Annotated in this window: 13 protein-coding genes; 6 read left to right on the top strand and 7 right to left on the bottom strand. The window is 67.3% G+C overall.

Going from position 1 to position 13,365, the window contains the following annotated elements:
- A partial coding sequence (locus VFW69_RS05835; RefSeq protein ID WP_526499096.1) for an ATP-binding cassette domain-containing protein occupies positions 1-2,530 on the bottom strand: 2,530 nt, incomplete at its 3' end.
- A 300-nt stretch (positions 2,531-2,830) separates the two neighbouring features.
- Here VFW69_RS05835 and VFW69_RS05840 point away from each other — a divergent pair.
- Positions 2,831-3,649 (top strand): L,D-transpeptidase, encoded by an 819-nt coding sequence (locus VFW69_RS05840; RefSeq protein WP_526499098.1) that lies wholly within the window; start codon positions 2,831-2,833, stop codon positions 3,647-3,649.
- A 196-nt stretch (positions 3,650-3,845) separates the two neighbouring features.
- Here the strand turns inward: VFW69_RS05840 and VFW69_RS05845 are convergent, their stop codons facing one another.
- Entirely contained in the window at positions 3,846-4,385 is a 540-nt protein-coding gene (locus VFW69_RS05845; RefSeq protein WP_526499100.1) for a hypothetical protein, read from the bottom strand.
- Between the two features lie 637 nt (positions 4,386-5,022).
- On the opposite strand from VFW69_RS05845, the gene VFW69_RS05850 reads away from it, so the two are divergent.
- From VFW69_RS05850 to VFW69_RS05865, 4 genes are all read left to right on the top strand, one after another.
- Positions 5,023-5,364 (top strand): DUF732 domain-containing protein, encoded by a 342-nt coding sequence (locus VFW69_RS05850; RefSeq protein WP_526499102.1) that lies wholly within the window; start codon positions 5,023-5,025, stop codon positions 5,362-5,364.
- 194 nt (positions 5,365-5,558) lie between these two features.
- Entirely contained in the window at positions 5,559-5,903 is a 345-nt protein-coding gene (locus VFW69_RS05855; RefSeq protein ID WP_526499104.1) for a DUF732 domain-containing protein, read from the top strand.
- Between the two features lie 48 nt (positions 5,904-5,951).
- Positions 5,952-7,355: a mannitol dehydrogenase family protein gene (locus tag VFW69_RS05860; RefSeq protein WP_526499106.1), complete on the top strand. Its 1,404-nt coding sequence runs from the start codon at positions 5,952-5,954 to the stop codon at positions 7,353-7,355.
- Positions 7,352-8,794, top strand: a complete 1,443-nt coding sequence (locus VFW69_RS05865; protein ID WP_526499108.1) for an FGGY family carbohydrate kinase — start codon at positions 7,352-7,354, stop codon at positions 8,792-8,794. The genes VFW69_RS05860 and VFW69_RS05865 overlap by 4 nt, the downstream gene beginning before the upstream one ends.
- Here VFW69_RS05865 and VFW69_RS05870 read toward each other — a convergent pair.
- A complete protein-coding gene (locus tag VFW69_RS05870; RefSeq protein ID WP_526499110.1) occupies positions 8,739-10,238 on the bottom strand; it encodes a bifunctional phosphatase PAP2/diacylglycerol kinase family protein in 1,500 nt (499 codons plus the stop codon). The two genes, VFW69_RS05865 and VFW69_RS05870, sit on opposite strands and share 56 nt — an antisense overlap.
- A gap of 28 nt (positions 10,239-10,266) precedes the next feature.
- Between VFW69_RS05870 and VFW69_RS05875 the strand changes: the two genes are divergently transcribed.
- Positions 10,267-11,040 carry a hypothetical protein gene (locus tag VFW69_RS05875; RefSeq protein ID WP_526499112.1) on the top strand — a complete coding sequence of 258 codons (774 nt, stop codon included), beginning with the start codon at positions 10,267-10,269 and terminating at the stop codon, positions 11,038-11,040.
- Here the strand turns inward: VFW69_RS05875 and VFW69_RS05880 are convergent.
- The 4 genes from VFW69_RS05880 to VFW69_RS05895 form a co-directional block, all read right to left on the bottom strand.
- The gene (locus VFW69_RS05880; protein ID WP_526499114.1) at positions 11,028-11,699 is read right to left on the bottom strand and encodes a GAP family protein; all 672 of its coding nucleotides are present in this window, start codon (positions 11,697-11,699) and stop codon (positions 11,028-11,030) included. The genes VFW69_RS05875 and VFW69_RS05880 overlap by 13 nt on opposite strands.
- Positions 11,700-11,765: 66 nt before the next feature.
- On the bottom strand, positions 11,766-12,419 hold the full coding sequence (locus VFW69_RS05885; protein ID WP_526499120.1) for a GAP family protein: 654 nt from the start codon (positions 12,417-12,419) through the stop codon (positions 11,766-11,768).
- A gap of 75 nt (positions 12,420-12,494) precedes the next feature.
- A complete protein-coding gene (locus tag VFW69_RS05890; RefSeq protein WP_526499116.1) occupies positions 12,495-12,800 on the bottom strand; it encodes a hypothetical protein in 306 nt (101 codons plus the stop codon).
- Between the two features lie 49 nt (positions 12,801-12,849).
- On the bottom strand, positions 12,850-13,251 hold the full coding sequence (locus tag VFW69_RS05895) for a DUF6262 family protein (RefSeq protein WP_526499118.1): 402 nt from the start codon (positions 13,249-13,251) through the stop codon (positions 12,850-12,852).
- Positions 13,252-13,365: the final 114 nt, after the last annotated feature.

Genomic DNA, 13,365 nt, shown 5'->3' on the forward strand with positions numbered 1-13,365 from the left:
CCGTGTGTTTGAAGTGGCTGTCTTTCGGGGCGAGCGGTCCGGGTTCGATCGTCCACAAGTCGACGGTCGAGGCCTGCGCCGCGAATCCCCAGCGTGAGGGCACCGCCCACGACATCTGGTCGAGACCGAGTCGGTCGGTGACCGGGATCATCCCGCCGCACAGCACCAACTGCAACATCAGTGAAACCACCAGCAGCGGCATGATCTGCTCGTTGGAGCGGGCAAGGGAGGACAGGACCATGCCGATCATCGCCGCGGTGACGCACATCGCGGCGGTTGCGACGTACAGCTCGAGGGTGGCGCTGCCGAGGAGCAGGGCCGGCCGCGTCGGTGCTCCTTTACCCAAAATCGTGATGGTCGTCGCGATCGCCGACTGAACGACGGCGAACACGGAGAATACGGCCATCTTCGCGAGCAGATACGCCTTGGTGGACAGGCCGACCGCCTGTTCTCGGCGGAAGATGGGGCGCTCGCCGATGAGGTCGCGGATCGTGAGCGCGGTACCCATGAAGACGGCGGCCATGGTGAGCAACATCAACACCGAGCCGGGTTCATCGGAGCCGTCCCCGTTTGGGTCGGCGACGCGGAATCCCGTCGAACCCGGAACGGTGAGCGCCAGCGCGCCCATCACAAACGGCAACAGCGCAAGAAATATGAAGTAGGCACGGTCGGCAACGATCAGCCGAACCTGGCGGCGCGCGATCGTGGCGAACTGGCGACGCGTGCTGGAGCGGGCCGGGGCGCCCAAATCTGCCGGCTTCTCCGCCTCGGCTCCGGCCGGGGGTGGTTTGAGTTGGGCCAGGAAACGACGGTTGGCTTCGTCGGGGTCCGCACCCACCATGCCGAAGATCTTGGCCCAGTTGGTGGTTCCCATGGTCGCTTCGATTTCGTCGGGCGGGCCGCAATACGCCGTCTTGCCGCCGGGCGCCATCAGCAGCACCTGGTCGCAGAGATCGAGGTAACTCAGCGAGTGCGTCACCACCAGCACCACGCGGCCGGCGTCGGCCAGCTGCCGCAACATGGTCATGACCTGGAGGTCCAGCGCCGGATCCAGGCCAGAAGTCGGCTCGTCGAGGATCAGCAGCGACGGTCCGGTGAGCAGCTCGAGTGCCACCGAGGCACGCTTGCGCTGCCCACCGGACAGCTTGTCCACCCGGGTATCGGCGTGCTTGGTCAACCCGAGTTCCTCGATTACCTGCGCAACGACCTGGGCGCGGTCTTGTTTGCTGGTATCGGGCGGCAGCCGCAACTCGGCGGCATAGTTCAGCGCCTGGCTCACCGTCAGCTGGCGGTGCACGACGTCGTCTTGGGGCACCATACCGATCCGGCTGCGCAACGACGCAAAACTTGCGTGAATGTCGTGGCCTTCGAAGGTGATTGAGCCGGAGCTGGGACAAGTGGCGCCGGCGATCAGCCGGGACAACGTACTCTTTCCGGCTCCGGAACCGCCGATGAGGGCGGTCAGCGTGCCGGGTCTGGCCGTCAGCGAGACCTTCTGGATCAGCCGTTTGCTGTCGACTTCGAAGTCGACCTCGCGCACCTCCAGCCCGCCGGTGCGGGTGGCCGCTTCGGCACGGCGAAGCAAGATCTCACCGTTGAACACCAAATCGACGTTGCCGATCGTGACCACGTCGCCCTCGGTCAGCGGCGCTGACAAGATTCGGGTGCCGTTGACGAAAGTGCCATTGATGCTTTGCGCGTCGTGGATCTCCGTGCCGGTCGGGCTCGAGATCATGTAGGCGTGATGGCGCGACGCCAAGACGTCCGAGATGACGACGTCGCTGTCTTCGCCGCGACCGATCACGGTGGCGCCCGTGGGTGGTGCAGCGAGCGTCGATCGAGACCGCTGCACCGCACGACGCAGGTTGGTGCTGTCGAACTGCGCGGCTTCGAGTGCTTCCGCTCCAATCTCGGTCAGCGGTTGGCCTTTTGCCGCCGACTGAGCGGGGCGTTCGGGTGGCGGTACCGCTTGGGGTCCGCGGGGCGGCAACGATTGGCTCGGATAGCCGACGGCGCGGCGCGGCGCGCTGGCCGGCTGCGATGCCGGTGGCGGCGGGGCGGCTCGGGTGTAACGAAGCGGGGCGGGTTGCGGTCGCGCGATGCGGGGCGAAGAGCCACCGGGCTGCTGCGGGTACTCCGGCCGCGGCGGCCTCAGGGCGCCGGGGCGCGCAAGGGCCTGCATCCCCTCGACCGTCGGCGGCAGCTGGCCCACCGTCCTTTCGTGGCTTTCGATCACGAAGCTCAACCGCGGGCCGTCGGGACTTCCTACGTTGATGCTCTGGCCGTCACGGATGTCGACGACGGCAGCCCGGCCGCCATTGACGAACATTCCCGTCGGGGATCCGTTGTCGATCGCTATCCATTTGCCGCGATCGAAACGCAACAGCAGATGTGCGCGGGCGATCTGCGGGTGGGCCACGCGCATGTCGGCGCGCAGGTCGCTTCCCACGACGACATCATTGCCGGCGGCAAAACTGCGCCGTGACCAGTTCGATTGAACCGTCAGTACGGGCGGTACGGGCCTAGTCATCCACTCAGTATTCGACCCGCCATCGGCAAGCGCCAGGGTTTCGCCATATTGGTCTGCAGTCAACGATCGTATTTGCTAACGGGCTCGTCTCCGGTGAGTGGCGCGACCGAAATCGCGGCCATCGCGAGCCACGGGCGGGTCACGACACGATCCCGATTCACTGCCGTCCGCCGGACCAAGCACCCTTAGCCAAAACGTGATCGTTGTGTGGCCAAATATCAACGTGCCCTTGCACTTTCGCAGCTCAGCGCCCATTTATCATCCCTATTACAACTAGGCCATTCAAAAGGAATTGGAGCCATGCGGACGGGTGTTCGGTGTGTTCTTGCGGTGATCGGAGCCGCTACGAGTGTTGTCGTGACGCCGGCCGACGTAAGCCTGGCGGCGTCGAACCAGTCGCATGGGTTCGCGATCGCGTCGGTTCTGCCGGCGCGCGACGAGGTGGTCGGCGTGGCGCACCCCGTGATGGTGAGATTCACCGCGCCCGTGGCCAATCGGCAGGCGGCCGAGCGTTCCGTTGAAGTCAAATCAGCGCCCGCGATGACCGGCAAGTTCGAATGGCTCGACAACGATGTCGTCCAGTGGGTTCCGGACAGATACTGGCCGGCGCACAGCACAATTGCGCTGACAGTGGGCGGCGTGTCCACCGAGATCAAAACGGGCCCCGCCGTGGTCGGCGTCGCCAACATCTCCGAACACACCTTCACCGTGAGCATCGACGGGATCCAGGCGGGACCGCCGACCTCACTTCCGGCGCCGCACCATCGGCCGCATTTCGGCGAGCAAGGCGTGATGCCCGCCTCGATGGGTAGGCCGGAATACCCGACGCCGGTGGGCACGTACACCGTCCTGTCCAAAGACCCTGCGGTGAACATGGACTCGAGTAGCGTCGGCATTCCCGTCGACGATCCCAACGGTTACCTGCTCACCGTCAACTACGCCGTACGAATCACCAACCGCGGCCTGTTCGTGCATTCGGCCCCGTGGGCCGTTTCCTCACTGGGGCTCGAAAACGTCAGCCACGGCTGCATCAGCCTGAGTCCGGATGACGCCGAGTGGTACTACGACCACGTCAACGTCGGCGACCCGGTGATCGTCCAGGACTCGTCTTACAATTAAGGAAGCCCCGCACCCAGGCGTAAGCCCCACGCGGCGCTTCAACCATGCTGACGTACGCGGCTTTTCACTGTGCGCGGTCGGCCGCTACGCCGGGGCCCCGGGGCCTTGGGGGCAGCACGGCGGCCACCAATAACGGGACGGGCCCGCTGGTAACAAACCAGCGGGCCCGTCCCGTTCAATCCGAAGTAAATAGGCCTCAGCTCGCGCCCGAGGGACCGGCAGGAACCGGCTGGCCGGGCACCGGTCCGCCGGCGGGTGCCGGACCCGTTGGCGCATCCTTCACCCCGGACATGTCAATGATCGGAGCGGCCGCATCCACGGGAGCACCGGCGGCCACCGGCCCACCGAGCGCAATCAGCGGCGCACCGGCCGGCACTACCGGCACCGGCGGCACTATCGGCACCGGCGGCGCAAGGGGCAGCGGCGGCACGATCGGCAACGGAGCACCGATCGGCACCGGGCCTGGCACGGCCATCGGCACGCCGGACATATCAACCATGGGCGCCGCGCACATGCCCCCGGCCGCAGGCGCACCGGCAGCCACGGGCCCGCCAGCTGCGACCGGACCACCGGCGGCCGGCGCCACCTCGCCCGACTGCCCCTCGATGCAGGCGTTGCCACCCGTAATCAGCGGGGCGGCCGCCGAGTCGGGGCTCAACGCGATGGCAGCTCCGCACAACCCAATGCCGGCAACTACTTTGATGTTGAACCGATCGACAATCGCCATCAGCGTCAACTCTCCTTTAACACGCTCAGCAATTTCCGCAATCATGTGGTGCAGCAGGCCCGCCTGGCCGTACCGAGGTCAATTTCACGACCGCGCCAATTGTCAGCGGGAGACGCGCGACACGCGCCACGCCGCACCGCGCCGTTTCCAAATGGTGACGTCACAACGGTGTCACGAATCGAAACACCCGCGGCCGACCCGATCGACCTGCACGAATGCGCTTGCGCCCTAGGCTTACTGCACGGAATTGCTCCCGGGGGCATAGCCGATCACAGTGTGGGGACCATACCGCCGTCGTCGTGACTCCGGCGTCCATCGCCCGGACACCTTCCTGCACGAAACGCCCGGTTACCGCCAACCCGATGCCTTCGGCTGGCGCCGGTCACCACCGCAACCTTGCCGTCAAGACCCCGTTCCACCGCCGTTCTCCTCGCCGCTCGGCAAATAGCGCCAAACGCTACGGAAGACGGCAAAACGCCGCTACGGGCCGAAGGTCGATGATCGCCACGACGGACTTCTGATCTCGCGGACTCTATTTTTCCGCAGGTCGTTCACAGGAAATTGTTGGTGAACAGTTATCGCTTAAAAGGTTACGTGGAAGTTAACATCGAGATTAGAACGGTTGACGCAAAGAGGAGAAGAGGCTATGTCACCACGTCGTCTCACCACCGGCTTCATCGGTGCGGCCCTATTCGGCGGCCCGCTTCTCGCCAGCCTTGTCTGGGCCGGCCCAGCGCAGGCCGACGCGGCCGCTTTCCTCAATGACATGCACAGAGACGGGGTCCACGCCGTCACCGGCGGTGACGCCGCCCTGCTGCAGGCGGGCCTGAACGTATGCCAGCAGCTGTCGTGGGGCGCTCCCGAAGCGCAGCTTGAGGGTTTGGCGTTGCAACGCTCCGACGAACGGCAAGGACCAGGCGGGCTCAGTCCCCAGCAGGCCAACGACATCGTCGGCTACGCCGAGCGTGATCTTTGCCCGAACGGCTAGCGCCGATCTGACCCTTCGCAATTCGCCGGCCTAAGAGCGCCGTCCCGGTTGGCCACGCCGGTCCGCAGGTGGTGCCGTGCACGCCAGCCGTTCTTAGCCGACTGTTCACTCTCCCGATTTGTTTCTGCAGCGGGTCTTCGCAGTTTTGTGTAAAAGTGCATCATCCGAATCGGGCGCAGACTAGGAGAACGTTGATGGCGGCAGGCAGGCATTTTGGCCGGTTCGTGGGCGCGGCGCTGGCGAGTGGCCCGCTTGTGCTCGCCGGGGTGCTCTGCGCCGGCCCGGCACGGGCCGACCAGGCCGCCTTTCTCAACGACTTGCACAGCGCCGGTATCCACGCCGTGAACGGCGGCGACCCGGAGCTGTTGCAGATGGGTGCGGACCTCTGCCAGCAACTTTCGTGGGGCGCTTCTCCGCAACAGCTGGAGGGTTTGGCGCTGCAACGCTCGGACGCCGACCAGGGCACGGGCGGAATCAACGGTCGACAGGCCGCGGACGTGGTGATCTTCGCCCTGCGTGATCTGTGCCCTAACGCCTGAGGAGTATGAGCCCCCACGCTCAGCGGTGCGCGCTAAGGTGACACTCGAGTGAAGCTGAACGCACGGAACCTGGCCGGCCTCAAGATCCCGGCCCCGACGTATGACCGCAGCCAAATCGGCGTCGGCATAGCGCATTTCGGCGTCGGTGGTTTTCACCGTTCCCACCAAGCCATGTACATCGACCGGTTGCTCAGCCAAGGGCTCGCTGGGGACTTCGGGATCTGTGGAGTCGGTGTGCTGCCGGGCGACCGGCGCATGCGCGACGCGCTGCGCGGCCAGGACCACCTCTACACGTTGATCCTCGAACACCCCGACGGCACCCGGCAACCGCGGGTCATCGGATCCATCGTCGACTACCGTTATGCGCCTGATGATCCGGACTCCGTGATCGATCTGCTCGCCGATCCGGCCACCCGGATCATCTCGCTCACCATCACCGAGGGCGGCTATCAGCCACCGCTGAGCGCGGTGTTCGGGTTGGTGGCCGAGGCGTGCAATCGGCGGCGCGAGCGCGACCTGCCCTCCCCCACCATCGTCTCCTGCGACAACATCGCCGGGAACGGAGACATGGCGCGACGCGTCTTCACGTCGTACGCCGAACGGATGAATCCCGAACTCGCGCAATGGATGCGCGAGAGGACCACCTTCCCCAACTCGATGGTTGACCGGATCACGCCCGTGACCACGCCCGAAGTGCTCGAGCGGCTGGACTCCGAATTCGGTGTGGCCGACGCCTGGCCCGTCATCGCGGAACCCTTTACTATGTGGGTTGTCGAGGACGACTTCGCCTCCGGCCGGCCAGCGTTGGATCAAGCCGGGGTACAGCTCGTCGACGACGTGGCGCCGTATGAGGCGATGAAGTTGCGGTTGCTCAATGCCTCGCACCAGGGCCTGTGCTATTTCGCTTACCTCGCCGGATACCGGCTGGTGCACGACGCCGCCCAGGATCCGCTGATCGCCGAGTTCCTTGCGCGCTATATGAATTCGGAGGCCATGCCGACGCTGCAGCGCATCCCGGGTCTGGACGAGTTCCGAGCCGGACTCCTGCCGCGCTTCGCCAACGCCTACGTCCGCGACACCGTGGCCAGGTTGTGCGCCGAGTCCTCGGATCGCATCCCGAAGTGGTTGTTGCCCGTGGTGCGCGACAATCTGCGCTCCGGCGGCGCGGTGCGGCTTTCCGCGGCGATCGTCGCGAGCTGGGCACGCTACGCCGAGGGCGTCGACGAACAGGGCCAACCGATCGAGGTGGTGGACCGGCTAGCCGACTCCCTTGTTCCGATCGCCCGCTCGCAACGCGACAACCCGGTCGCATTCCTGGCCAACCGTTCGGTATTCGGCGATCTCGTCGACCACGAGCGCTTCCGCGAGTCCTACCTGTGGGCGCTGGACTCGCTGCACCGGAAAGGCGCGCGCGCCACGCTGCGGGCGCTGATCGGTGCAGGCGGATCATGACCCTGGTCGCCGGCATCGACTCGTCGACACAGTCCTGCAAAGTGCTGGTGTGCGATGGCGCCACCGGCCGGGTGGTGCGCGAGGGACATGCCAGTCACCCGCGCGGCACCGAAATCGACCCGGAGGCATGGGAAATCGCCGCCCGAGAGGCCATCGCCGCCGCGGGTGGCCTGGATGGCGTCGAGGCGGTCGCCGTCGGCGCGCAGCAGCACGGCATGGTGTGCCTGGACGCAACGGGACAGGTGGTGCGCCCCGCGCTGCTGTGGAACGACGTGCGATCGGCCGACGCCGCACGCGCACTCGTCGGCGAGCTCGGTGGCGCGCGGGCGTGGGCCCGGGCCGTCGGCGTCGTGCCGCTGGCCGCGATCACGGTGGCGAAATTGCGCTGGCTGGCCGACCACGAGCCACGGCACGCCGACCGCACCGCCGCGGTCTGCCTGCCGCACGATTGGCTGTCATGGCGGCTGCGCGGCGAGCCGGACATCGCGACCCTGACCACCGACCGCAGCGACGCCAGCGGCACGGGCTACTACGACGCCGCAACGGGCGCTTACCGTTTCGATCTGCTTGAACTGGCGCTGCGCGGCCGTCGTCCCCGACTGCCGAACGTGCTGAGCCCGTCTGGCCGAACCACTAGCGACACAAGCACATTCGGCGCGGGACTCGGAGACAACGCCGCCGCGGCACTGGGCCTGGGCGCCGAAGAGGGCGACGTGATCGTCTCCATCGGAACCTCGGGGGTGGTGGCCGCCGTCACCGCGGATCCGGTCCGCGACGACGCGGGATTCGTCGCCGGATTCGCCGACGGCGCCGGGCGCTATCTCCCACTGGTGTGCACTCTCAACGGTGCGCGGGTGCTGGAGGCCACCGCCGCGATGCTGCAAGTCGGCCAGGACCAGCTCTCCCGGCTCGCATTGTCGGCGCCACCCGGCAGCGCGGGGCTGGTGCTGGTTCCGTACCTGGAGGGCGAACGAACTCCTAACCGGCCCAACGCAACTGGAGCGCTGCATGGGGTGCGCGTCTCCAATGCGACTCCGGCTAACCTGGCCCGGGCCGCGGTGGAGGGACTGCTGTGCTCGCTCGCTGACGGTGTTGCGCAGCTGGCCGCCCACGGTGTCGTCGCGCGCCGCATCCTGCTGGTCGGCGGCGGCGCGCAATCCCGGGCGCTACGCGAGATCGCGCCCGCGGTGTTCGGCATGCCGGTGCTCGCACCCACGCCGGCGCAATACGTCGCGTTGGGCGCGGCGCGGCAGGCGGCCTGGGCATTGAGCGGATCGCCCCGTCCGCCCGCGTGGCAACCGGCGCCCACAGACGAATACACCGCCGAGCCCGCACCCGACGTGCTCGCGCACTACGCGCGGGTGCGCGACCTCACCGAGGGAGTCACTGATCGTCGGGAAGCGGACGAAACACCGGAAGGACTCGGTACTTCGCGCTGAAGCTGGCCGTGTCGTATTCGCGGCCGACCTCACCGTCGCAGGCTATGACCGTGGGACCGTCGACGGCGCTGAAGCTGAATTCCGGCACCTGCAACTCGTGATAGAGCGGGCTGCGCTCCAGGCGCCCCAGGACGAGCGCGGTCAGGATCCTGGTCCTCGCCCAGCGGCGGCCGGTGTCGAGGATGCGGACATCGATCAAGCCGTCGTCCATCCTGGTCCGCCGCGCCGGGGCGAAACCGGTCGGCAGGTACAGCGAATTGCCCAGGAAGAACAGTGATGTCAGCAGCGTCTTGTTGTCGTAGCGGATGCGCACGGGCTGGTCCTTGCGCAGAGTGTGCAGCATGGCGTAGAGGCCGGCCAGCGGCTTGCCGATGCGCTTCTCCAGCTTTTCGCGCTGCTGCACGAAGGTCGGGTAGGCGCCGATGCTGGCGGTGTTGAGGACCATCTGAGTTTCGTTCAGGCACACCAGGTCCACGCATACCACGTGGCCGCGCCGGATCGCGCCGACCGTCTTGGCCACGGTGTCACAGCCGATGTCCTTGGCGAAGTGGTTGAACGTCCCCGCGGGAAAGACCGCCAGGGGAAGTCCCGCGTCGATGGCCACCCCCGCGGCGGCTGCGACGGTGCCGTCACCGCCACCCACAGCCAGCACCTCGGCGCGTTCGGCCGCGCTGCGCAAAACCTGCACCGGATCGTCGGCGGGGCCCAGTTCGCGGATGTCGACCTTGGGCAGCTCGGCGCGCACCTCGTCGACGACCCGGGCGCCGGTGCCGCTGCCCGACTCCGGGTTGATGACCAGGACCACGCCGGCGCCGTCAGGCCGCTGCGGCGCGGCGACGCGGAGCGGTTCGGTTCGCGGAAGGGCGGTTTCGATGAGCGGCGGGACGAGCCGGCCCCCCAACACGGCCAATCCCGAGCCGATGCCGAATCCGGCGATGACGTCGCCGGGGTAGTGCGCGCCGGTCGCCACGCGCGACAGACCCACCAGCCCGGCCAGCAGCGCCAGCCCGAAGCCCAGGGGCGGGTTCTCCAGCCCCACCCCGATGGCGAACGCGGCGGCGCTGGCGGAGTGTCCGGACGGGAGCGAGTTCGACGTCGGGCGTCGACGGATCTGCCTGACGAAGGGCACCAAGTCATAGCCGGGGCGCGGCCGCCGGCGGATCCGCTTGGCGACCTGGTTGGTGACCAGGCTGGTTGCGGCCAGCGTCACCAACCCGCGGGTCGCGCCGCGCTGCGCGCTTTGCCTGCCGCTGGCGAGCAGCGCCGCGCCGATGCCTACCCAGAGCTTGGAATGGTCGGCCGCCCGGGTCAGCGGTGGCATGACCGTGTCCAGCAGCGGAGTGTCCGTCTCGGCGATGGCATCGAACAGTTCTCGGTCCAGCGTGCCCAGTCCCCGGGTGATCTGTTTGATGCCGCGTGCGCGTTGTCGGAGCCCCCTGTTCATTCGCTACACCCTAAATTGGTCCGAAGACATGGACGCACAGGGCTATTGCAGGAGGTGGCGCGACAACGCCGAGCGCCAGGGCGTGGCCGCGCACGTCGTCGTCGAGATCGCCGGCCGGCACGACGTCACCGCCGCGCGCTTCGGAGTCCTCGCGGGCATGGCCGAGCTCAACGACCCGCACGGAAAGTCGTTCTTCCTGATCCCGCCCTACGCCGACGGCGGCCGGGTCGGCGACGCCGCGCTGATGACCTACATCCTCAACGCGGAGACCGGTTACGGTAAGTCGGGCGGGCAGCCGACCGACTTTCCGGCCACCCCCTACAGTGCCGCCGAGGTAGGGCGAATCATGTTCCGGCAGAACGCAAACCGCTGGAGCTACAGCCGCGACGTGCCTTTCGTGCACCGCAACGGGGGGCGCCTGGTCACCACCCCCAACGGCATGCTCATGGGCCTGGGCGGCAACTGGATCCAACGGCTGTTCAGCCAGCGCGGCGGCACCACCTGGGGTGACATCTTCATGATCAACGCTGGCAGGGCCGCCGACCCCGGCGGGCAGCTTCGCCAAATCGTCTCGTCCGGGCACGCATGGTATCTCGACGGCAGCGGCACACCCCGCGCGAGCCGCCTCGACCTGGACCGGGTGTTGCATCACGAAGAGCGCCACGCCGCGCAATGGGCGAACCGGGGCTACCTGGGCATGCTCGCCGGGTACGGCCGGGAGTTGGTCCGCGAGTTGATCTTTGGCGCGGTGAACAGGTTCGAGGAGGACGCGGGTCTGGCCGACGGTGGCTATAGGGCGTGAATCCCGTGGTAGAGCACCATCGCGCCGATCACCACAAAGACCGCCGCGAGTAGGGCGCCGTTGTTGCGATCCATCCAGTCCTTGAGCCGCGCCAGCGTGTCGTCGAGGCGGCTACCGGCCGCCACGTACGCCAATATCGGGATCGCGACGCTGGAGGCGGCGATGGCCACGAAGAACGCGGCGGCCGCCCAGTCGCCGGCGAGGCCCAGCCCGCTGGTGCCGATGCCCAATCCCGCGGGGACACAGATGAGCGCTACATCCGGGCGCACCACGGCCAGCACCGCCCCGATGATCCCCGCGCGGGCCGGGGTGATGCTGGCGAACGAGCGCATCCATGCCGGGGATTCGGCCTGACCGTGCCGGTTCAGCCATCGGTAGACGCCGTACCCGATCAGCGCCGACCCCAGCACCACGCGCAGCCACGATGACCACCGCGGAGGCGCCTTGTCCAAGCCGCCCAGCAGGCCGGTGGCCGCGACGGACAGCGCCGTCAGCGCGGACAGGCTCAGCAGCCAGCCGCCCAAGAACGCAAGGCTGCTCGGCCGCGGCCGCGGCGCCTGGAGCACCAACACCGCCGGAATGACCGTGAGCGGTGAGAGCGAGATGACCAGTCCAAGCGGAACGAGCCCAGTCAGCACCGTCCCCCAGCTTCCTGCCATGGGCGGCATCCTTTCATTGCCGTGCCGGCGCGGCGCCGAAACGCGCCGTAGTCGTCCCGAACCGGGTCAGGCCAGCGTGCGAATCCCGTTGTAGAGCACTACCAACCCGATCAGGAACAGGATGACGGCCATCATCGCGTCGTGGTTCGCCTCCATCCAGGCTTTGAGACGTTCCAGGGCATCGTCGAAACGGTCACCGGCGCCTACGTAAGCCAATATCGGGATGGCGACAGTCGATGCGGCGAGCACGACGAAGATCCCGGCCGCGATGACCTGAGCGCCTGCGCTCAGCCCGCTGTTGCCGACGGCCAGGCCGGCGGCGGCGCACAGGATCAGCACCTCCGGCCGCAGCGGCACCAGTACCGCCCCCATCACTCCGGCGCGTACCGCGGAGAGCGTCGAGAACGAACGCATCCAACGCGGCATGTTGCGCTGCCGATGCCTGATGAACCAGTGGTAGGACGCCAGGGCGATCAGCGCCACGCCGAAGGCCAGCCGCACCCAGGACGCCCATTTCGGTGGGGTCGCGTGGAAGCCACTGAGCAGCTCCGAGCCGCTGACGAACGCGGCCGTCAGGGCGACCAGGCCCAGCAGCCAGCCGCCCAGGAAGGAGAGACTGGCCGGGCGCGGCCGCGGCGCGTGCAGCACCAGCACCGCGGGAATGACCGTGATCGGTGACAGCGCGATGACCGCCGCCAACGCGACGACTTTGCTCAGCACCGAGGCCCAACTTGCTTCCACGGGCAGCAATCATCGCATTGGTGTGGTGCTCACGCAGCGGTTGACCGCACCCGGTCAGCCTTTGCGGCGCAGCGTCCACGCGGGCACCCAATGCGTCACGGTTCTGCGCTTGGAGCCGTAGGCGACGGGATAGGTCACCAGCCCCCACCAGTCGCCCTGCTCGCATAGGGCCCAGCAGCTCAGCCACCCCTCGACAACCTTGTGCAGCTGCAGACCGTTGGGCTGATACCGCCCCGAGCGGTGCGGCTCGCGCGGGAAAAGGACCGTCAGGTCGAGAAGAACCGCGATCGCCGGACGGACCACCCGAAACGGGCTGCGGACCGGTTGGCCGTTGTACCCGATCGACGCGAGCGGACCCATTGATCGATCATACGTTCGATTGGGTTCCATGTGTACTTATATGTGCTGGTCAGGGCACTTGCCTTGTGGACAGTGTCCTCACCGAAGCAATCTGTTCGGCACGACGTTGGCCGTGGGCGAGGGCGAGCCGGGTGCGCAGTTGCTTGTTTTCCTCGGTGAGGGCTCTGATCCTTCGGTGGGCCACTTGCAGTCGGCGCTGCCAGGATTCGTCTGTCGTTCGAGTCGGAGCAGGCTTAATGGGGCGCTCAGAGGCCGTGGCGATCCGTTCCAGCAGGTCGGGCTGGGTGTAGATCCAGGAGCGGGCGACTGACGCGGCCTTGGCCAACGCGGTGACGGTGACTGGCGTGTTGTCAGCTTCGAGTCGCGCGAGCGCTTCGAGCGCCCGCTGCCGGGTGGTTTCGTGCTTTGCGCGGGCTGAGGCGCGCAGGTGCGAGGAATTGTCAGCGAGCATCGTCGGCACTCGATGGGTCTGGGGCCGCATCGGCTGATGAAACTTGTAAAACGACCCGACCGCTGCGAGCTTCCGGTTAATCGTCGGCGCCGAACACCGTGCCTCAATCGTCGG

The organism is Mycobacterium sp., assembly GCF_036273375.1.
In the GTDB taxonomy this organism is placed as follows: Bacteria; Actinomycetota; Actinomycetes; order Mycobacteriales; family Mycobacteriaceae; genus Mycobacterium.